At 71.3% G+C, this 20,832-nt stretch carries 18 protein-coding genes; 9 read left to right on the plus strand and 9 right to left on the minus strand.

What is annotated here, in order from left to right; genetic code table 11:
- Positions 1-2 precede the first annotated feature (2 nt).
- From cseC to OHA64_RS27665, 5 genes are all read right to left on the minus strand, one after another.
- The gene (cseC, locus tag OHA64_RS27645; RefSeq protein WP_405617436.1) at positions 3-1,349 is read right to left on the minus strand and encodes a two-component system sensor histidine kinase CseC; all 1,347 of its coding nucleotides are present in this window, start codon (positions 1,347-1,349) and stop codon (positions 3-5) included.
- Between the two features lie 17 nt (positions 1,350-1,366).
- Positions 1,367-2,071: a two-component system response regulator CseB gene (gene cseB / locus OHA64_RS27650; protein ID WP_405617437.1), complete on the minus strand. Its 705-nt coding sequence runs from the start codon at positions 2,069-2,071 to the stop codon at positions 1,367-1,369.
- A 151-nt stretch (positions 2,072-2,222) separates the two neighbouring features.
- A complete protein-coding gene (locus OHA64_RS27655; protein WP_405624134.1) occupies positions 2,223-2,816 on the minus strand; it encodes a hypothetical protein in 594 nt (197 codons plus the stop codon).
- 107 nt (positions 2,817-2,923) lie between these two features.
- On the minus strand, positions 2,924-3,463 hold the full coding sequence (locus tag OHA64_RS27660; RefSeq protein ID WP_053755415.1) for a SigE family RNA polymerase sigma factor: 540 nt from the start codon (positions 3,461-3,463) through the stop codon (positions 2,924-2,926).
- Between the two features lie 222 nt (positions 3,464-3,685).
- Positions 3,686-4,621 carry an A/G-specific adenine glycosylase gene (locus tag OHA64_RS27665; protein ID WP_405617440.1) on the minus strand — a complete coding sequence of 312 codons (936 nt, stop codon included), beginning with the start codon at positions 4,619-4,621 and terminating at the stop codon, positions 3,686-3,688.
- 487 nt (positions 4,622-5,108) lie between these two features.
- On the opposite strand from OHA64_RS27665, the gene OHA64_RS27670 reads away from it, so the two are divergent.
- Positions 5,109-5,948: a hypothetical protein gene (locus OHA64_RS27670; RefSeq protein WP_405617442.1), complete on the plus strand. Its 840-nt coding sequence runs from the start codon at positions 5,109-5,111 to the stop codon at positions 5,946-5,948.
- A 93-nt stretch (positions 5,949-6,041) separates the two neighbouring features.
- Here the strand turns inward: OHA64_RS27670 and disA are convergent, their stop codons facing one another.
- A complete protein-coding gene (disA, locus tag OHA64_RS27675; RefSeq protein ID WP_405617445.1) occupies positions 6,042-7,166 on the minus strand; it encodes a DNA integrity scanning diadenylate cyclase DisA in 1,125 nt (374 codons plus the stop codon).
- Between the two features lie 81 nt (positions 7,167-7,247).
- The gene (radA, locus tag OHA64_RS27680) at positions 7,248-8,657 is read right to left on the minus strand and encodes a DNA repair protein RadA (RefSeq protein ID WP_405617447.1); all 1,410 of its coding nucleotides are present in this window, start codon (positions 8,655-8,657) and stop codon (positions 7,248-7,250) included.
- Between the two features lie 228 nt (positions 8,658-8,885).
- Here radA and OHA64_RS27685 point away from each other — a divergent pair, with 228 nt between their 5' ends.
- Positions 8,886-10,637, plus strand: coding sequence for a BACON domain-containing protein (locus tag OHA64_RS27685; RefSeq protein ID WP_405617449.1), 1,752 nt, complete (start codon positions 8,886-8,888; stop codon positions 10,635-10,637).
- A gap of 116 nt (positions 10,638-10,753) precedes the next feature.
- On the opposite strand, the gene OHA64_RS27690 is transcribed toward OHA64_RS27685, so the two are convergent.
- On the minus strand, positions 10,754-11,602 hold the full coding sequence (locus OHA64_RS27690) for a hypothetical protein (protein ID WP_405617451.1): 849 nt from the start codon (positions 11,600-11,602) through the stop codon (positions 10,754-10,756).
- Positions 11,603-11,790: 188 nt separating this feature from the next.
- Between OHA64_RS27690 and OHA64_RS27695 the strand changes: the two genes are divergently transcribed.
- From OHA64_RS27695 to ilvD, 4 genes are all read left to right on the plus strand, one after another.
- Positions 11,791-12,723: a Ppx/GppA family phosphatase gene (locus tag OHA64_RS27695; protein ID WP_405617453.1), complete on the plus strand. Its 933-nt coding sequence runs from the start codon at positions 11,791-11,793 to the stop codon at positions 12,721-12,723.
- Between the two features lie 179 nt (positions 12,724-12,902).
- Positions 12,903-13,733, plus strand: coding sequence for a sugar phosphate isomerase/epimerase family protein (locus OHA64_RS27700; RefSeq protein WP_405617455.1), 831 nt, complete (start codon positions 12,903-12,905; stop codon positions 13,731-13,733).
- Entirely contained in the window at positions 13,730-14,365 is a 636-nt protein-coding gene (locus tag OHA64_RS27705) for a TetR family transcriptional regulator (RefSeq protein WP_405617457.1), read from the plus strand. Before OHA64_RS27700 ends, OHA64_RS27705 begins: the two co-directional genes overlap by 4 nt.
- Before the next feature lie 343 nt (positions 14,366-14,708).
- Complete coding sequence (gene ilvD / locus OHA64_RS27710; protein WP_405617459.1) at positions 14,709-16,562, plus strand: dihydroxy-acid dehydratase; 1,854 nt, start codon at positions 14,709-14,711, stop codon at positions 16,560-16,562.
- 99 nt (positions 16,563-16,661) lie between these two features.
- On the opposite strand, the gene OHA64_RS27715 is transcribed toward ilvD, so the two are convergent.
- The gene (locus tag OHA64_RS27715) at positions 16,662-18,773 is read right to left on the minus strand and encodes a serine/threonine-protein kinase (RefSeq protein WP_405617461.1); all 2,112 of its coding nucleotides are present in this window, start codon (positions 18,771-18,773) and stop codon (positions 16,662-16,664) included.
- Between the two features lie 181 nt (positions 18,774-18,954).
- Here OHA64_RS27715 and OHA64_RS27720 point away from each other — a divergent pair, with 181 nt between their 5' ends.
- From OHA64_RS27720 to OHA64_RS27730, 3 genes are all read left to right on the plus strand, one after another.
- Positions 18,955-19,293, plus strand: coding sequence for an SH3 domain-containing protein (locus OHA64_RS27720; RefSeq protein WP_405617463.1), 339 nt, complete (start codon positions 18,955-18,957; stop codon positions 19,291-19,293).
- 149 nt (positions 19,294-19,442) lie between these two features.
- The gene (locus tag OHA64_RS27725) at positions 19,443-19,943 is read left to right on the plus strand and encodes an EamA/RhaT family transporter (protein ID WP_405617465.1); all 501 of its coding nucleotides are present in this window, start codon (positions 19,443-19,445) and stop codon (positions 19,941-19,943) included.
- 63 nt (positions 19,944-20,006) lie between these two features.
- Complete coding sequence (locus OHA64_RS27730) at positions 20,007-20,771, plus strand: class I SAM-dependent methyltransferase (RefSeq protein WP_405617467.1); 765 nt, start codon at positions 20,007-20,009, stop codon at positions 20,769-20,771.
- Positions 20,772-20,832 lie beyond the last annotated feature (61 nt).

Genomic DNA, 20,832 nt, shown 5'->3' on the forward strand with positions numbered 1-20,832 from the left:
CCCTACGGCAGCATCGGATAGCTGCCCGTGTTCGTCGGCGCGTGTTCCGGCAGCCACAGCACGGCCACCGCGCCCTCCGCCGGGACGTCATCGGGCGCGCCCGCCGGTCGTACGTTGCGGAAGGTCAGCCGGGCCCCCAGCACCCTGGCCTGCCCGGCCGCGATGGTCAGGCCCAGCCCGTGGCCCCGGCCGGAGCGGTCGGTGCTGCCCGTGCGGAACCGGCTCGGTCCCTCGGCGAGCAGGTGCGCGGGGAAACCGGGGCCGTGGTCGCGGACCCGGATCACCCGGCCCTCGACGGTGACCTCGATCGGCGGTCTGCCGTGCCGGGCCGCGTTGGCGAGCAGGTTGAACAGCACGCGCTCCAGGCGGCGCGGGTCGGTGGTGACCTCCGACTCGTGCACCACCCGCACCTCGATCGCGGGATCCTTCGCCACCACCCGTCGGCGGATGAACTCGCCCAGCAGGATGTCCTGCAGCTCGGCCCGTTCGGAGGCGCCGTCGAGGCGGGCGACCTCCAGGACGTCCTCGACGAGGGTGCGCATGGCCTTCGCACGGTCGAGGACCAGCTCCGTCGGGCGGCCCGGGGGCAGCAGTTCGGCGGCGGTCAGCAGTCCGGTCACCGGGGTGCGCAGTTCGTGCGCGATGTCGGCGGTGACGCGGCGCTCCGCCTCCAGCCGCTGCTGGAGCGCGTCCGCCATGGCGTCCACCGCCCTCGCGAGGTCGTCGGTCTCGTCCCGTACGACCCCGCCGATGGCGTCCCGTACCCGCACGTCCGCCTCGCCGTTGGCGACCCGGTTCGCCGCGGCCGCCGCCTTGCGCAGCCGGCGCGAGAGCTGCGCGCCGATGAGCACGCCGAGCGCGCTGCCGCCGAAGACGACCGCGATGGAGCCGATCACCAGGGCTTGGTCGAGGTCCTTGAGGATGTCGGTGCTGCGGTCGGTGAACCCGGTGTGCAGGGACAGCACATGCCCGCCCTTGACCGGCACGGCCGCCCAGATGTCCGGCACATCGCCCGGCCGGTCCGACACATAGGTCGCCCGGCGCCCCTGTTCCACCTTCGCCCGCAGTGCCCGGGGCAGACCCGGGTCGTCGATCTTGATGCTGGGGAAGTTCGGCCGGTCGGACAGCTCGTAGTTGCGCTGGGCGATCTGGACGCGCTCGTCGGCCAGGTCACGCGCGTTGTCCAGCATCGAGACCCGCGCGGCGTTGTGCACGACGAGGCTCAGAGCGACCGCCACCAGGGCACCGACCAGCGCGATGGCCGCGCTCAGCTTCCAGCGCAGGCCCGTTCGCAGACCCAGTCTGTCCATGACAGCTGTGCCCGGGCGCCGAAGGTTCCTCCCCCGCATACCTCTGATACCCCTGCTCAGGCCTTCAACTTGTAGCCGAAACCGCGGACCGTCTCGATCCGGTCCTGGCCGATCTTCGTGCGCAGCCGCTGCACATGGACGTCCACGACCCGTGTGTCACCACCCCAGCCGTAGTCCCACACCCGCTCCAGGAGCTTGTCGCGCGAGAGCACCGTGCCCGGCGCCGAGGAGAACTCCAGGAGCAGCCGCATCTCGGTCGGCGTCAGCGCCACCGGCTGCCCGGCCCGGCGCACCTCCATGCCCTCGGTGTCGACCTCCAGGTCACCGAAGGCCAGCAGGCCACCGGCGGCGGCCAGGGCCCCGGACTCGTCCCGGTCGCCACCGCCGGCGTGACCGAAGCGGCGCAGCACGGCACGGATCCGGGCGACCAGGACCGCGCCGTCGAACGGCTTGGTGACATAGTCGTCGGCTCCCGCCTCCAGCCCCAGCACGACGTCGATCGAGTCGGCGCGCGCCGACAGCATGATCACCGGGACGGTCGACTCGTCCCGGATGCGGCGGCACAGGCTCACCCCGTCGAGCCCGGGCACCATGACGTCCAGCAGGGCGATGTCGGGGCGGTCCGCGCGGAACGCGTCAAGGCCCGACAACCCGTCGGGCATGGCGGTGACCGCGTAGCCGTCCCGCTCCAGGGCGAGCTGGGTGGCCTCGCGGATGACGTCGTCGTCCTCGACGAACAGAACGTGGGTCTGGTCTGCCATCCTTGCTCTCTGTTCTCGGTCCTCGTGTCGTGCTGTTACCGGGTGATCGGATCGGCGGGCCCGATCGGTTCACGCCGACATGGATCCATCTTCACGGTCCGCCGTCAAGAAGTTGCCAGCGGGATCAGCCGGATCGGCCGGATCCGCCGGGTCAGTCGGCCGGCGCCGGTGTGGGGCCGTCCTCGGCCGTCTTTCCATAGTCGTTGCGCGAGCTGTACGTCTGGGCGAATCGACTTCCGCGCCAGTGGTATGTGATCACGGTCTCGCCGGACGGAGCCGAGACCGGGTCGCCCTTCTCGTACACCTGCTTGGTCACCACCAGATCGCCGCGGTCGATCTCCGCGTAGACCGGCGGCGCCTCGGCCTTGAAGACGTTCTGGTACGAACCGTCCTGCTCGCGATACACATACGAGCCGATCCCCACCGCGTCCCCGCAGGTCAGCACGTTGACGACGACATCGTCCGCCGACCCTCCGGTCAGGTCGCCGTACGACACGTCCACCGGGTACTGGTCGGCCACGCACGGCTTCAGCTCGCGCTTGACCTCCGCGGAGACCGCCGGATCGGCCTTGACGAGCCGGACGGCGTCCACGCGGTCGGTCGTCTTCGAAGGAGAGGGCGAGGGCGACGCGGAGATTTTGGCGCCCGCCACCGAGTCGGCGTGCGCGGGGCCCTCGTCGCGGGCGCCGGTGCCGCCGGTGCCGCACGCGGACACGAAAAGGGCGAGGGCGGCGAGCACGGCCACCGCCGTGATCGCCGCCTGGAAGGTTGCCCGGGCAGGTGTGGGCCCCGGCGGGCGGGAGCCGCTGTCGTCATCCCCGCCCGTGTGCCCGGTGCCGCTGGCCCTCGTGTCTAGGCCGCGCAACGCTCCCGCTCCTCACGCTCCAGCGCGCGTGCGTCCAGATCGCGGCTCTCCAGCTCCTCGCGGAGCCGGGCGAGCGCCCGGTGCAGCGTGCTCTTGACCGTTCCGGCCGACATGCCGAGTGCGGCGGCCGTCTCCTCCGTGGACATCTGCTCCCAGTGTCGCAGGACGACGACGCTGCGCTGCTTGGGGGCGAGGACCTTCATGACATCCATCAGCAGGGCGCGGTCCGCGTGCTGCTCGGTGGCGTCGTCGACCGAGGCGTCCGGGAGCTGCTCGGTCGGCACCTCCTCCAGCTTCCGTGCCCGCCACCACTCGGTCCGGGTGTTGATCATCACCCGGCGCAGGTAGGCGTCCGCGAGCCGCTTGTCCGCGATCCCGTCCCAGCGGCCGTACGTCCTCACCAGCGCCGTCTGGAGCAGGTCCTGCGCGTCGACCGGGTCCGGGACCAGCCGGCGTGCGCTGCGCAGCAGCGCGTCCTGCCGGGTGCGGACGTACTCCTCGAACTCGAGCACCTCGCCCTGCGCCATGTCGACCGCCTCCTGATCCCCGTGTCCGGCGGCTTGATCACCGTCGGTCCGTCCTTCGTCGTCCCCGTTCCGCCGGGTACGCAGATGAAGCTACGGAGGTGTTGTCACGGGGCTGTGCGAAGCAGCGCTCGGCTAGCACTCGGCTGTCCGTCAGTTGTGTAACGGAAGTAGGGACGGGGTAAGACGACACACCGATTGGCGTAGCTATGGGCCGATTTGGCGTCAGCTCCGCGTCAACGGCAGCCGATACAAACCACCCGGGAGAGGTTCCACCAGACCATCCGAGACCAGACCGTCCAGTGCCCGGGCGCGCTGCACCGGCTCGTGCCACACCCGGTCCAGGGCCGGCTGCGGGACGGGCCCGCGGGCTTCCCGCAGTACGGCGAGCAGCCTGCCGCGGACCTGCCGGTCCGTACCGGCGTACGTCTGACCCCGGCGCGGTGGACCCTCGTGCTCCGGCTTGCCGGCGAGCCGCCAGGCGCACTGAGCGGCGATCGGACAGCGATGGCAGCTCTCGTTCTTGGCGGTGCAGACGAGTGCGCCCAGCTCCATGGACGCCGCTGCCCAGCGCGCGGCCGTCTCCTCGTCCTCGGGCAACAGCGAGCGGGCCAGCTTGCGTTCGGCGGCGGTGGTGGCGTTCGGCGGGTACCGCACCCCGGTCACGGCCCGGGCGAAGACCCGGCGGACGTTGGTGTCGAGGACGGCGTGCCTTTGCTCGTACGCGAAGGAGGCGACGGCGGCGGCCGTGTACTCGCCGATGCCGGGCAGCGCCAGCAGCTGAGCGTGGTCCTTCGGTACGTCGCCGCCGTGCCGTTCCGTTATGGCGACGGCGGCGCCGTGCAAACGCAGGGCGCGGCGCGGGTAGCCGAGCCGGCCCCAGGCACGCACGGCCTCGCCCGGCGCGTCCTCGGCCAGGTCGGCGGGGCGCGGCCAGCGGGCCAGCCACTGCTCGTAGACGGGCAGGACGCGGTTCACGGGCGTCTGCTGCAACATGAACTCGCTGACCATCACCCCCCACGGGCCGGCCTCGGGGCGCCGCCACGGCAGATCGCGGGCGTGCTCGTCGAACCAGTCGATGACGGGTGTGTGGAGCGGCTCGCCGAGGGCGTCGCCGACGGGGCTGTTCACGGGCTGCGGGGACTTCGTGGGCACAGTCATGGCCTTCCCGATCCTGCCATGACGAAGGGCACGCACGTGTGTTCCCGGGGGCGCGCTGGTGTGTCCGCGGCCGGGGGAGTGTGACGGGGCGTCCGCCGGCCTTCCGGCGAGTCGGTCGGCGAGTCGTTCCTCGGGGGAGCCGGAGTTCCGGAGCGGCGGCGTCGGGGGTGGCGGAGTGTCGGGCGTCCGGGTGTCGGGCGTCGGCCGTCGTGCGTCGGCCGTCGTGCGTCGGCCGTCGTGCGTCGTGCGTCGCGGTGGGCCGGTACACCGACTGGTTCCTCGGCACCGCCTCGAACGTCCCTGGTCACAGAACGTCATTTACCGAGAGAAGTCGTCACAGTTCGCGATCGTTACCTGTCGCTTCCGGCGAAGGACAGGGGAAGGACGGGGCGCGACGGCCAGATCCGGGATGATGATCCGGAAAAGTTGTGATCCATGGCGGCGGGTGGGGCCAGCACACGGGCCGATCTCTCGTACAGTTTGCGCCGTGGGATCTCTGCGCAATCCGGTCGGGCCGCTTCCCTCCTCCATCTACTGGCGACGGAGGGTCGTCCTGGCGTCCGTGATGGCCCTGTTGGCCCTGCTGGTCGCCTGGATCGTCATGTCGGGCGGCGGAAACGGCAAGAACGGTGCCGACGGGGGCAACGGCAAGAATCCCTCGCCCTCGACGATCACTCCGGGGCCGACGGGTTCCGGGCCCGCGATCAGTCAAGCGCCCGGCGGACGGGACGAGTCGAGCGGCGGGGACTCCAGCGGCTCGGGGTCCGGCGGCGGTTCGGGTGACGGTTCGGGGTCGGACGCCGGGTCCGGCTCGGGGGGCTCCGGCGGATCGGGCGGCTCGGAAGGCTCCGGTGCCGGGACGGCCGGTGGTGGTTCGGGCAGCGGCGTCGGCACCGGTGACACGCTCCCGGCGAGTTCCACGCTTCCCAACTGCACCGCGAGCGCCACGAAGTTGACCGTGCGCAGCCTCCACAACACGTACGGGCCAGGTTCCACCCCCGCCCTGGTGCTCACCGCGACGAACTCCTCCGGCGGCGACTGCAAGGTCGATCTCGGCCCGAAGAACGCGGTGTTGACGATCACTCAGGCCGGTGGCGACGACGACTACTGGTCCTCCGCGGACTGCGTCAAGGCGGCCGGAAACCTGATGTACCGGGTGCCGGCCGACAGCAGCATCACCTACACGGTGAAGTGGGACCGCAAGCCCAGCGCTCCCGAGTGCGCGACACCGCCGGCGGGCTCGGCCGGGCCCGGGACGTACCTGGTGGAGGCCAAGACCCCCGGCTTCGGGACCGCGCAGACGTCGTTCGTGCTGGAGAACGACTGAGGCGGGTACAGAACGACTGAGGCGGCTGGGAGAACGACTGGGCGGGTGGGACAACGGCGACCGAGGGGCGCCGGCCAGACCTAGGGGCACGCCCTAGACATAGCGCTCCAGGATCGACGACTCGGCCAGCCGGGAGAGCCCCTCCCGCACGCTCCGCGCCCGCGCCTCGCCGACGCCGTCCACGGCCTGCAGGTCGTCCACGCTCGCGGCCAGCAACTTCTGCAGGCCACCGAAGTGCTCCACCAGCCGGTCGATGATCGCGCCCGGCAGCCTGGGCACCTTCGCCAGCAGCCTGAAGCCCCGCGGGGACACCGCCGAGTCGAGTGCCTCCGGTGAGCCGGTGTAGCCCAACGCCCGTGCCACCGTGGGTAGTTCGAGAAGCTCGGCGTGGGTGAGCGCGTCGAGTTCGTACAGCGCCTCGTCGACCGTGCGGGAGCGCTTCGCGGTGGGCTCGGGGACGTAGTCCCGGACGACCAGCTCACGCTCGGGTTCCACGCCGGCGATCAACTCGTCCAGCTGCAACGCCAGCAGCCGCCCGTCCGTGCCGAGCTCCACCACGTACTCGGCGATCTCGGTGGCGATACGGCGGACCATCTCCAGACGCTGGGCCACGGCCGAGACGTCCCGGACGGTCACCAGGTCCTCGATCTCCAGCGCGGACAGCGTGCCCGCGACCTCGTCGAGGCGGAGCTTGTAGCGCTCCAGGGTCGCCAGTGCCTGGTTGGCGCGGGACAGGATCGCCGCCGAGTCCTCGAGGACACGGCGCTGACCGTGAACGTACAGGGCGATCAGCCGCATCGACTGGGAGACCGAGACGACCGGGAAGCCGACCTGCTTGCTCACCCGGTCCGCGGTGCGGTGCCGGGTGCCCGTCTCCTCGGTGGGGATCGTCGGGTCGGGGAGCAGTTGGACGCCCGCCCGGAGGATCTTCGACAGGTCGGAGGACAGCACGATGCCGCCGTCGAGCTTGCACAGCTCCCGCAGTCGCGTCGCCGTGAACTCGACATCCAGGACGAAACCGCCCGTACACATCGATTCGACGGTCTTGTCGGAGCCGAGCAGGATGAGCCCGCCGGTGTTGCCGCGCAGGACCCGCTCAAGGCCGTCGCGCAGGGCTGTACCGGGAGCCACGGCGCTCAGTGAGGCACGCATCATGCCATCGGCACCGGAACTCCCGCCGGACTTTCCGGGAGCTGCTGCCCGGTCGTTGGCTGCCACTGCACTCCTCCGGTCGCAGGTTCTGGGGCGCTCCCCTTTCGCACAAGCGGTTCGTACGGACGGGCGAGACCAGGGCAAAGTCTACCGGCGGTCCTCGTCGTCCCGTGGGGCCTCTCGCCTACGCGAGCGCGGAAGGACTCTCAGAGCGTCTCCTATGTCCGCGACCTCCAGCACCTTCATGCCCGCCGGGACCTTGCCCGGATCGCCCGGTACGAGCGCGTGCGTGAAGCCCAGGCGGTGTGCTTCGGCGAGTCGGCGCTGCACCCCCGTGACCCTTCTGACCTCGCCCGCGAGGCCAACCTCGCCGATCGCGACGAGGTTCTTCGGGAGCGGGGTGTCACTGGCCGCCGAGGCCAGCGCGAGGGCGACGGCGAGGTCGGCGGCGGGTTCCGACAACTTCACACCGCCCACCGTCGCGGAGTAGATGTCCCTTTTGCCGAGCGCGCTGATTTTTCCACGCTGTTCCAGGACGGCGAGCATCATCGACACCCGGGAGGTCTCCAGGCCGGACGTCGTGCGCCGGGGTGAGGGGATCTGCGAGTCGACGGTGAGCGCCTGGACCTCGGCGACGAGGGGGCGGCGGCCCTCCAGGGTGACGGTGAGGCAGGTGCCGGGCACCGGTTCGGCGCGCCGGGTCAGGAACAGGCCGCTGGGGTCGGCGAGCCCGACGATGCCCTCGTCGTGCAGCTCGAAGCAGCCGACCTCGTCCGTGGCGCCGTAGCGGTTCTTGACGCCTCGCACGAGACGCAGGCGGGCGTGCCGGTCACCCTCGAAGCTCAGCACGACGTCCACGAGGTGTTCCAGGAGGCGGGGCCCGGCGATGGCCCCGTCCTTGGTGACATGGCCCACCAGGAGAGTCGCCATCCCACGCTCCTTGGAGGCGCGGATCAGTGCCCCCGCCACCTCCCGCACCTGCGCCATGCCGCCGGGCGCGCCGTCGATCTCCGGGGAGGCCACCGTCTGCACCGAGTCGACGATCAGCAGCGACGGCTTCACCGCGTCCAAGTGACCGAGCACGGCGGACAGGTCGGTCTCCGCGGCGAGATACAGGTGGTCGTCGATCGCCCCGATCCGGTCGGCGCGCAGCCGGACCTGGCTCGCCGACTCCTCGCCGGTCACATAGAGCGTGCGGTGCTCGTCGCTCGCCGACTTGGCGGCCACGTCAAGGAGCAGGGTGGACTTGCCGACGCCGGGCTCGCCCGCGAGCAGCGCCACGGCGCCGGGGACCAGGCCGCCGCCGAGTACCCGGTCCAGTTCGGGCACGCCCGTGGAGCGGGCGGTCGCCTGCCGGCCGTCGACCTGGCCGATGGGCACGGCGGAGGTGGTGACGCGGCCCGGTGTCGTCGTCCGCACGGCGGGCGCGCCGTACTCCTCGACCGTCCCCCAGGCCTGGCACTCGGGGCAGCGACCGAGCCACTTGGCCGTCTGCCAACCGCACTCGGTGCAGCGGTAGGACGGGCGCTCCTTGGCGGACTTCGTACGGGCAGCCATGCACGAACCGTAACCGGCACCACTGACAGCGCGGACGGGGCCCGGGTGACGCGCCTCGGACCGCCCGGCCCCACTCCACTGTCACCCCACGCGATCCGGCCACTCCTGTGGTGAACAAGCCACGGAAGGAGCCGTTCCTGTCCCCTATTGAGGGATCGTTTCACCCGTATGGATTAAAAGAACTCAAGGGACAAGAAGGGGCGAACCCGCGCCCCCTACGGTCCACAGGTGATGAGCAGCACTCCGGAGACCTCGACCCGCTTCACCGGCGCACACCGGGCGCACCGGGAGGCGCGCGACCGCGCGGCGGCGCGCACGCTGGCGCATTGGCCGCTCGCGCGCTACGAGCCCTACCTGGACGGTCTGTTCACCTACTGCCTGTCCGTGCTGTGCGACCATGACGCCGCGACCGCCGCCCTCCGCGACGCCCTCGCGCTCGCCGAGAAGCGCCGCGGCCCGGAGGCCGCCGGAGACCACAGGGCCTGGCTGTACGCGCTGGCCCGCTGGGGCTGTCTGCGCAAGCTGGCCGAGGCCAAGCAGAAACGTCAGAGCACGCACGCGGCGGGCCGCTCCGGCACCGACCGGCGTCGGAGCTCGCAGCCCGCCGACCCGCCGGTCTCCGACGACGTCCAGGAGGAGCGCAGGCGCGAACTGGCCCTGCTCGCCTGGCCGGAGGCCGCCGGTACCACCCCGGAGCAGCGCGAGGCGCTCGAACTCGCCGTGCGTCATCACCTGCCCGCCGACGAGCTCGCCGCCGTCCTCGGCCTGGGCCCCGCCGCCGCCCGCGAACTGCTCGCCTCCGCCGCCTGCGAGGTCGAGCGCACGCGCGCGGCCCTGGCCGTCGTGGAGACCGGCGGCTGTCCGAGCGTCGCCCGGCTCACCGGCGACAACCAGCTGGTGCTCAGCACCGCCCTGCGCCGCGAACTCGTCCGGCACGTCGACGACTGCCCGCACTGCCGCCGTACCGCCGAGCGCGCGACTCCCGGCCGCTGGCCCGGCACCGTCGTCACGCCCGCCGAACTGCCGGTCCTCCCGGCGCCCCGCGCGGCCCTGAGCGCGGCGACCACGCACCTTCCACGCGCGCGGGGCGCCGCGCCCCGCTTCGACCGGCGCGGCTTCCCGATGGACCCCAAGGACCGTGCCGCGCGCCGGGACCGGCTGCGCGCGCGTGCCGTCACCACGACCGTCGTCGCCACCGTGGTCGCCGCCCCCGTCCTGGCCCTGTGGGCCGCCTACCGGGGCGCCACCCCGACCGACGAGAGCCCGGGCGGCGGCTCCGCCAGCGCCAGCGAGGCGCACGGCCCCGGCGCCCTCGACGGCGAGACCGCCAGTGGCGGCTACGAGAACGCGGGCAACACCAGCGCCAGGCCCGGCCACTTCACCAAGGACGACAAGCCCGACGTCTCCGTCGAGGTCGTCAGCGTCGCCGGTGCCGACAGGAAGGGCGCCGGACTCCTGGAGGTGGCGGCCGGCAACAGCGGCGACACCACACTGGTCACCCTCACGGCGACCGGATCCGCACCCGTGCGCTGGTCCGCGACCACCACGGCGGCCTGGCTCTATCTCAGCCGGTCCTCGGGAACGCTCGAACCGGGCGAAACGTTGACGATCAAGGTGTACGTCGACCATCTGCGCGAGCCGTCCGGGCACTGGAGCGCGCGGGTGGCGATCTCACCGGCCGGCGCCATCGTCTCCATCGAGGGCTACGGCACCGCGCCCAGCCCCTCCGACCTCGAACCGACGGACCCTGGCCACGGGCACGGGCATGGCCATCACGGCCCCGGCCATGGCACCCCCACCCAGCCCCCGTCAGACCCCGGCCCGGACCCGACGACCCCGCCCTCGTCCGATCCCACCCCTACCGACCCGCCCCCGCCCTCGGACCCGGAGCCGACCCCGACGGACCCGGCCCCGACCGACCCGGAGGGCTCGCCGCCACCGCCCGGCGAGGGCGGCGACCCGAGCCCGTTCACGTCCTAGGCCCGACCCGGCAGGCCTCGACTCGGGCCATGTCGGCCGACAGCACCCTCACGATCCGCGAGGTCCGCGGGACCGACCGCGAGGTCTGCGGAACCCGCAGGCCTCGGACCGCCCCGTCAGCCGACAGGATCCGCCGGATGCGGTGCCAGCAACGGCAACTGCGAGGCCAGCCGCTCCTCGCACAGCTCGACCAGCCGGTCGTAGCCCGCCTTGCCCATCAGCTCGATCAGTTCCGGCCGATAGGACACGTACACCGGGTCGCCCGCGCCGTGCGCCGAGGTCGCCGACGTGCACCACCAGTGCAGGTCGTGGCCGCCCGGACCCCAGCCCCGCCGGTCGTACTCACCGATCGACACCTGGAGCACCCGCGTGTCGTCGGGCCGGTCGATCCAGTCGTACGTCCGCCGCACCGGCAGCTGCCAACAGACGTCCGGCTTGGTCTCCAGCGGCTCGCGGCCCTCCTTCAGGGCGAGGATGTGCAGCGAGCAGCCCGCTCCGCCCGCGAAACCGGGCCGGTTCTGGAAGATGCACGAGCCCTGGAACGGGCGGGTCTGCCGGTCGCCGTCCTCGTCCTCCGAGACCCAGCCGTGCGCCACGCCCTCGTCGTGGTGCTGCCAGATGTCCGGAGTGAGCCTGGCCACATGCCCGGCGACCCGTTTCTCGTCGTCCTCGTCGGAGAAGTGGGCACCCAAGGTGCAGCACCCGTCGTCCGCGCGGCCCGCCTGGATGCCCTGGCAGCCGCTGCCGAAGATGCAGTTCCAGCGAGAGGTCAGCCATGTCAGATCGCACCGGAAGACCTGCTCTTCGTCCGCCGGATCAGGGAACTCCACCCACGCGCGTGCGAAGTCGAGACCCTTCTCGTCGGCTTCCAGGGCCTTTCTCGACTTCTTCGGTGCTTTCGCCTGCGAAGAACCCTGGAGCGTTTTGGCCGTCTTGTCGTTCTTCGCCTTTTTCGTCTTTGGCACCCGTCCAGGGTAAGTCGCCCGCGACCGGTCCAGAGCCAGCGACCAGAACGGCTTCCATAACGGCTTCGGCAATGGCTCCGACAACGGCTGGGGCCACGACATCCACGACGGCTTCGAGGACAGCTTCGATGACAGTGGGCACGGCACCGGCGGCAGCCCACGGCTTTGCTGGCAGTAGCGTTCCGTACATGAGACTCGGTGTCCTCGACGTGGGATCGAACACGGTGCATCTGCTGGTGGTGGATGCGCACCCAGGGGCATGCCCCCTGCCCGCCCATTCGCACAAGGCGGAGCTGCGCCTTGCCCAACTACTCGACGCGGACGGGGCCATAGGTCCCGAGGGCGTCGACAAACTCGTCGGGGTCATCCGGGAGGCGCTCCAGGCCGCCGAGGACAAGGGCGTGGAGGACCTGCTGCCGTTCGCGACCTCCGCCGTGCGCGAGGCCACCAACGCGGATGACGTCCTCGCGCGCGTGCAGACCGAGACCGGTGTCGACCTCCAGGTCCTCGCCGGCGCCGAGGAGGCCCGGCTCACCTTCCTCGCCGCCCGCCGCTGGTTCGGCTGGTCGGCCGGAAAGCTGCTGGTCCTGGACATCGGAGGCGGCTCCCTCGAGGTCGCGTACGGCATCGACGAGGAACCGGACGCCGCGGTGTCGCTGCCGCTCGGCGCGGGCCGCCTCACCGCGGGCTGGATCCCCACCGACCCCCCGGACCAGGAGGCGATCAGGGCGCTGCGACGCCATGTCCGCGCCCAGATCGCCCGTACGGTCGGCGAGTTCACCCGCTTCGGCACTCCCGACCACGTGGTCGCCACGTCCAAGACCTTCAAGCAACTCGCCCGCCTCGCCGGCGCGGCACGCTCCACCGAGGGCCTCTACGTCCAGCGCGAACTCAAGCGGGAGTCCCTGGAGGCGTGGGTGCCGCGGCTGGCCGGCATGACCACCGCCCAGCGCGCGGAGCTCCCCGGCGTCTCGGTGGGCCGTGCCAACCAGCTCCTCGCGGGTGCCCTGGTGGCGGAGGGCGCCATGGACCTGTTGGGTGTGGAGAGCGTGGAGATATGCCCATGGGCACTCCGGGAAGGCGTGATTCTGCGGCGACTTGACCACATGGGTTCGCTGTAGCGCCCTGAAGGGGCGCGGGGCCGTATCGATCTGCGGCCCCGCATGCGGCTCCACCGCGTGGGCGACCGCGTGGGCGCGGGCAACCACACAGCAGCCGCCCCCTCCCCGGCCCGTGGCGAACACCACAACGACGAACAGGCACCCCGCACCCACCCAACCGCACCCCTTAGGCTGGCCCGGTGGCTGAACCAAGGGACGTAGTCCGTATCCCGGATGCGAAGGTCGCCCTCTCGACGGCCTCCGTCTACCCGGAGTCGACGGCGACGGCCTTCGAGATCGCCGCGCGCCTCGGCTACGACGGTGTCGAGGTCATGGTGTGGACCGACCCCGTCAGCCAGGACGTCCAGGCGCTGCGCAGACTCAGCGACTACCACGGCGTCCCGATCCTCGCCGTGCACGCGCCCTGCCTGCTCATCACACAGCGCGTGTGGTCCACCGACCCGTGGGTCAAGCTCCAGCGCGCCCGCGCCGCCGCCGAGAAGCTGGGCGCGAGCACGGTCGTCGTGCACCCGCCGTTCCGCTGGCAGCGCCAGTACGCCCGCGACTTCGTCACCGGGATCTGGCGCATGGCGAACGAGACGGACGTACGGTTCGCCGTCGAGAACATGTACCCCTGGCGTTACCGCGACCGCGAGATGCTCGCCTACGCGCCCGACTGGGACGTCACGAAGGACGACTACCGGCACTTCACGATCGACCTCAGCCACACCTCGACGGCCCGCACGGACGCGATCCAGATGATCGACCGCATGGGCGACCGCCTCGGCCACGTCCACCTCGCCGACGGCAGGGGTTCGGCGAAGGACGAGCACCTGGTCCCCGGCCGCGGCACACAGCCCTGCGCCGAGCTGCTGGAACGTCTCGCCCTGACCGGCTTCGACGGCCATGTCGTCATCGAGGTCAACACCCGCCGCGCCATGTCCAGCGCCGAGCGCGAGGCCGACCTCGCCGAGTCACTGGCGTTCGCACGGGCGCACCTGGCCGCCACCGTGAAGGTGCCCCGACGATGAGTGCGCGCGGCGAAGGCGCCCAGGCGACGGACGACGTCACCGCTCGCAAGCGGGGCCGCCCTCCCCGTACGGAATCGGCGGACACCCGCGACCGCATCCTGACCGCGGCCCGCGCGGAGTTCTCCGAGCGGGGTTACGACAAGGCGTCGGTGCGGGGGATCGCGAAGGCAGCCGGAGTCGACGCGGCCCTGGTCCACCACTACTTCGGTACCAAGGAACAGGTCTTCGAGGCGGCGATCACCGTCGCCTTGGCGCCCGCGCTGAACGCTCCGGACGCGGTCGCCGAAGGCCCGCTGGACGTGGTCGGCGAGCGTCTGACCCGTTTCTTCTTCGGTATCTGGGAGAACCCGACCACCCGTACGCCGCTGCTGGCGATCGTCCGCTCGGCCGTGAACAACGAGACCGCGGCCGCCGTCTTCCGCCGCCTGGTCGCCTCCCAGTTGCTCCGTCGCGTCGCGGCCCAGCTGGACCAGCCGGACGCCGAGCTGCGTGCCGAGCTGGCGGCGGCGCAGCTGGTCGGGACGGCGATACTGCGGTACGTGATCAAGGTGGAGCCGCTGGCGTCGGCGGACGTGGAGCAGATCATCGCGCGGCTGGCACCGGTGGTGCAGGGGCATCTGACCGGCGGCTGAGCACGCGCCTCGCGACATGGCGGCCTGCTGATCCGCTGATCCTGGCGGCCCCGGTGATCTCAGGATTCCGGCGACCCGCGTGATCCCAGTCCCCGGGCCCGTTGCGGGCAACCGGCGCCGGGCGGGTGCAGCCCTGATCCCGGCCATCAGGCGATCGGGGCGACTCCGGCGATCGGGGCGACTCCGGCGGCCTCCCTGATCCGGACGACCGAGCCGATCCGGACGCCCGACGATCTCCACGATCCCGAGACAAGCATCCCATATTCCGGACACCCCGTCCCGACCCCTGGATGACCGGCGTACGCTCAATAGCAGCCATACCTGTCTGAAGGAGCGAGCGACGATGCCCGAGCTGAGGTCCCGCACAGTCACCCACGGACGCAACATGGCGGGCGCACGCGCCCTTATGCGCGCCTCCGGTGTACCCGGTGCGGACATCGGCCGCAAGCCGATCATCGCGGTCGCCAACAGCTTCACCGAGTTCGTGCCGGGCCACACCCACCTGCAGCCGGTCGGCCGGATCGTCAGCGAGGCGATCGTCGAGGCCGGCGGCATCCCGCGCGAGTTCAACACGATCGCGGTGGACGACGGCATCGCGATGGGCCACGGCGGCATGCTGTACTCCCTGCCCTCCCGCGACCTCATCGCGGACTCGGTCGAGTACATGGTCGAGGCCCACTGCGCCGACGCCCTGGTCTGCATCTCCAACTGCGACAAGATCACCCCGGGCATGCTGAACGCGGCCCTGCGCCTGAACATCCCGACGGTCTTCGTCTCCGGCGGCCCGATGGAGTCCGGCCGCGCCACCCTGGTCGACGGCACGGTCCGCACGCTCGACCTGGTCGACGCGATGTCCGAGGCCGTGAACGAGAAGATCTCGGACGAGGACATCCTCCGTATCGAGGAGAACGCCTGTCCGACCTGCGGCAGCTGTTCCGGCATGTTCACCGCCAACTCGATGAACTGCCTGACCGAGGCCATCGGCCTGTCCCTCCCCGGCAACGGCTCGGTCCTGGCCACGCACACGGCGCGTAAGCAGCTGTACGTCGACGCGGCCCGCACGGTCATGGACATCACCCGCCGCTACTACGAGCAGGACGACGAGACCGTCCTCCCGCGCTCGATCGCCACCAGCGCCGCCTTCGAGAACGCGATGGCCCTGGACATCGCCATGGGCGGCTCGACGAACACGATCCTGCACCTGCTGGCCGCGGCCCAGGAGGCGGGCGTCCCGTTCGGCCTGGAGGAGATCAACGAGGTCTCGCGCCGCGTGCCCTGCCTCGCGAAGGTCGCCCCGAACGTCGCCAAGGACCGCACGTACTACATGGAGGACGTGCACCGCGCCGGCGGCATCCCCGCCCTCCTCGGCGAACTGCACCGCGCGGGCCTGCTCAACGAGGACGTGAACTCGGTCCACAGCCCGTCCCTGGCGGACTGGCTCAAGACGTGGGACGTCCGCGGCGGCTCGCCGTCCCCCGAGGCCCTGGAGCTGTGGCATGCGGCGCCCGGCTGCGTGCGCTCCGCCGAGGCCTTCTCCCAGTCCGAGCGCTGGGAGGCCCTGGACGAGGACGCCGAGGGCGGCTGCATCCGCTCCGCCGAGCACGCCTACTCCAAGGACGGCGGCCTGGCGGTCCTCAAGGGCAACCTGGCGGTCGACGGCTGCGTGGTGAAGACGGCCGGCGTCGACGAGTCCATCTGGACCTTCGAGGGTCCGGCGGTCGTCTGCGAGTCGCAGGAGCAGGCCGTCGAGAAGATCCTGCTGAAGGAGATCAAGGAGGGCGACGTCGTCGTCATCCGCTACGAGGGCCCCAAGGGCGGCCCCGGCATGCAGGAGATGCTCTACCCGACCTCGTACCTGAAGGGCCGCGGCCTCGGCAAGGCCTGCGCCCTGATCACCGACGGCCGCTTCTCCGGCGGCACGTCCGGCCTGTCCATCGGCCACGCGTCACCGGAGGCGGCCTCGGGCGGCACGATCGCCCTCGTCGAGGACGGCGACCGCATCCGCATCGACATCCCGAACCGCACCATCGAACTGCTGGTGGACCAGGCCGAACTGACCCGCCGCGAGCAGGCCCTGGGCGGCGTCTACGCCCCGAAGAACCGCGAGCGCAAGGTCTCGGCGGCACTGCGCGCGTACGCGGCGATGGCCACCAGCGCCGACAAGGGCGCCGTACGAGACGTCAGCAAGCTGGGCTGAGCGCTCTCCGGTTCCCGCTCCCGGTTCCCGGTTCGTGAAGGGGCCGCCTTCGGATTCTTCCGAAGGCGGCCCCTTCGCCTCGTCCTCGCCGTTCTCCTCCTACCAGGCCGACGGATCACGTCCGTCGACGGCGAAGACGGTGCCGTCGGGGGAACTGGCGTAGACGTGATGGTCGGCGATCACGGGTTCGGGCAGATCGGCCGCGACCTGGCCCGAGTTCGTCGTACCGAGCCGCGGGGAGGTCTGCCCGAGGAGTCTGCCGTCGCGGGCGTCCACGGCGAGCAGCCGCCCGTCAGGGGCCGTGAGATAGACATGCCGCCCGTCGGCCACCGGAGCGGAGCCTCGCGACACGGCCGTCTCCAAGGACCACCGCTGCTTCCGTGCGTCCAGATCGACGGCCACCAGCGAACCACCGGTGCCCATCAGGTACACGACGTTCCCGTGCACGGTGACGTGAGCCTGTTCGACCGGGACCGACAGCGGCACCCGCCGTGAACTGCGGCTGTTCGGCGAGTAGCGGACAACGGCCTCCGCGTTCCCGTACACCTGGTCGACGGAGACGAAGACGACCGACCCGTCCGCCGCACCGACCGGCTCCAGCGCCCCTTGCAGCCGCGCGTCCCACCGCACCTCACCCGTGCCCGGATCCACCGCGGTGACCAGCGTGCTCGCCCCGTCCGCCGAGGCACTCGTCGTGTACGCCAACGGATCCCCGCTGAACGAGACGAAGGACGGCGCCTTGTGCCCCGGTATCCGCCGGCTCCACTTCGTGTCCCCCGAAGCACCGTCCACCCCGGTGACGCCGCCGTCGGCACCGGTGACCAGCAGCATGCCCCCGGCGCCGGTCAGCCCGCTGTACGCGGGCATCTTCCGCTGCCAACGGGCCTTGCCCGAGGCCGGATCGAGCCCCTCAAGGCGTCGGCCCTGATCCAACAAGGGCTGTACGAGCCCACCCACCACGTCCGGCGGTCCGCTCCTGCGTGTCTCGGCGACGGAATGGCGCCACACCGGCCGACCGTCGGACGGGTCGAGGGCGAAGACCAGTCCGGTGCGGGCGCAGACCAACTTCCCCGCGCCGTAGGAACACTGGGTCGTGCCCTGCGTGTCGGTCGGTGCCGCCGTCCAGGCACGGAACGCGGCTGCCGTCGTCCGAGGCGAACCGCTCTTCGGCGCCGCCGTCTCACCGCCGAGCAGCTGGAGCGAGAGCAGTGAGAGAACCGTGACCAGACCGAGAGTGCCGGCTCCGACCGCCGCCCGCTTGCTCACGCGTCGCTTGCGGCCCGGCTCCGGCTCCGGCTCCGGTCCTGGCTCCTCGGCATGGGGCTCCGGCTCGGGCGTCTCGCCCGTCCGCTGCTCCGGAATGAACGTCTGCGTGTCGTACGAGGCCGCCACCGACCGCAGTTCCCGCATCAACTCGTCGGGCGTCGGCCGATCCTCGGGCTCCTTGGCCAGACACCGCACGATGAGTGGAGCGAGGTTCTCCGGTACGGCGGTCAGGTCGGGCTCGTCGTGCACGACCTGGTAGGCGACGACGTACGGGCTGTCGGAGTCGAACGGCCCGCGTCCCGTGGCCGCGTGCACCATCACGGAACCGAGGGCGAAGACATCGGCGGCGGGTCCGACCTCGCGCGGCCGACGGAACTGCTCGGGTGCCATGAAGGGCGGAGTTCCGATCAACTTGCCGGTCTCGGTCCGCAGTTCGCTGTTCTTTGGCCGAGAAATACCGAAGTCGATGACCTTCGGCCCGTCCTCCCCGAGCAGCACGTTGCTCGGCTTCAAGTCCCGGTGCACGACTCCGACCCGGTGGATGTCACGCAGGGCCTCGGCGAGACCGGCCATCAGCCGACGCAACTGGGAGGGCTCCATAGGGCCGTTCCGCTTCACATGGTCGGACAGCGTCGGGCCGGGGATGAACAGCGTGGCCATCCAAGGCCGTTCGGCCTCCGGGTCGGCGTCGACGACAGACGCGGTGAAGGCGCCGCTCACCTGCCGCGCGGCCGCTACCTCCTGCCGGAACCGCCCCCTGAACTCGGGGTCCTTGGCGAACCGGGCGTGCACGACCTTCACCGCGACCTTCATCCCGGAGGTACTCCGGGCCAGGTGCACGACGCCCATGCCGCCGGACCCCAGACACGAATCCAGCCGGTAGTGACCGGCGTACTCGGGAAGTTCCGCTTCCGCGCCCGCTCCGATGTTGTGCTGCGGCGCCATGGAACCACCCCCGTGCTGTTCGTCCGCGAGCGCGACGCACGGAGCCTAGTCGAAGACTCGTACGAGACGGAGGCGGCTTGCTAGCCTCCGCGTACGAGTTGCGTACATGGGTTCATGGCGTGATTCAGGGGAATCAACAGGACCCCATGGCACTCATGGGGCACAACGGGGGAGGTCTCATATGTCTGTCGACCGTGTCGAAAAGGTGGAGGGCGGCGACGTGGAGGGCGCCGGCGCCGCGGAAGCCGTCACCATGGCGGCCACGGCCGTGCGCTACTACTCGGTCGCCCCGGGCGTCCGTCTCAACGTCCGCAGCGGCCCCGGCACCGGTTACACCCTCGTCCGCGTACTGCCCGAGGGCGCGAAGGTCCCGATCTTCTGCCAGACGCCGGGCACCAACGTGGCGGGGCCGTACGGCTCATCGAACATCTGGGACAACATCGACGACGGCGAGTTCGTCTCGGACGCCTACGTGAACACGGGCAGCGACGGCTACGTCCGTCCGCGCTGTTCCTTCTGACGATCCCGCCCCGTCTCAGAAGAGCCCCACGGTTCTTCGAAGACGAAGGTCGGACGGCGGCCTGATCAGGCGCAGCGACGGCTACGTCGCCTTTCGCTGCGCCTGATCCCTCCGGAGTCCGCGGCACGGCGCCGCGCCATAATCGACGGGTGAGCGACGAACACGGCACCGCACCCGCGGGCTCCGAAGGCGGCCCCCGCCCCGAACCCCTCCGCTTCTTCGGCACCACCTGGCTGAACCACGACAACGGCTACACGCCCCGCCGCATCGCGGCAGCCGTCGGCTCACTGGCCGCCGCGGTCGCCTCCTGCCTCATCCTGCGCTTCGCCTACGAAGGCCTCCGGATAGCCGACACCGGCAGTTTCGTTGCCGTCCTGATCGTCGCGATGTTCGCCATCTGCAGCGCGCTGGCCTTCCGCCAGACCTTGGACGGCTTCGGCAGGCGCCCCGACCCCGACCGCCAGGCCTCCCTCCGCGGCCTCCTGGCCATCGGCTTCGTCGGCTCGCTCCTCGCCTACTTCTTCCGCTCCCTCATCGAAGCCCCCGGCGAGAGACTCCACCGCGAGGAGTACGAGGCCGCGCTCCGACAGCACGAGAAGCGCACCTCGCGCCGCACCCGTAACCCGTCGAAGAAGCGCCGCCGCGCGTAGCTCGCCCCGCCTCTCACCGAAAACTCATCACCCCTCGCTCTCACCCCCGCCACCATGGTCCCCATGACGGCCTCCTCCCACGCCACCCGCGCCCACTCCTTCAACGCCGCCGCAGCCCAGTACGCCGCCAACCGCCCCGCCTACCCGCCCGCCCTCTTCGACGTGGTCGAGGACCTGGCCGGCCACCCCCTCACCGGTGCCCGGGTCGCCGACATCGGCGCCGGCACCGGCATAGCGACCGCTCTCCTGCACGCCCGCGGTGCCGACGTGATCGCCGTGGAACCCGGAGACGGCATGGCGGCCCAGTTCCGCCGCGCCCACCCCGACCTCCCGATCGTCAGGGGCGACGGCAACGCCCTCCCCCTGACCACCGATTCCGTCGACTTCGTCACCTGCGCCCAGGCCTGGCACTGGATCGACCCGGCCCAGGCTCTCCCGGAAGCCGTCCGGGTACTGCGTCCGGGCGGCGCGCTCGCCCTGTGGTGGAACACGGACGCCCTCGACGTGCCGTGGATCGCCGAGGCCGCCGACCGCACCGGTCGCTTCTTCGGCGTCGACGTCGCCACCGAGAAGCGCAACGTCAACGCCCGCCTCGCGGACCCCACCGGCAGCCTCGACTTCACCCACCGCGTGGTCCGCTGGAGCCGACGCATACCGGTGGACACCCACCTCGCCAACATCGGCAGCCACTCGATCTTCCTGGTCCACGGCGAAGAGACGAGCACCGCCTTCCTCGCCGAGGAGCGCAAGCACCTGCTGCGCACCTTCCCGGACGGAATCGTCGAAGAGGTCTACGACGTCATCCTGCTCCTCGCCACCACCCCCTGACCCGCCCTCTCCCCGGCCCCACGGCATCCCCGAGCCCACCAACGTCACCAACCTCTGATCC

Origin of the sequence: Streptomyces sp. NBC_00076, from assembly GCF_045041235.1 — a bacterium.
Classification (GTDB): domain Bacteria; phylum Actinomycetota; class Actinomycetes; order Streptomycetales; family Streptomycetaceae; genus Streptomyces.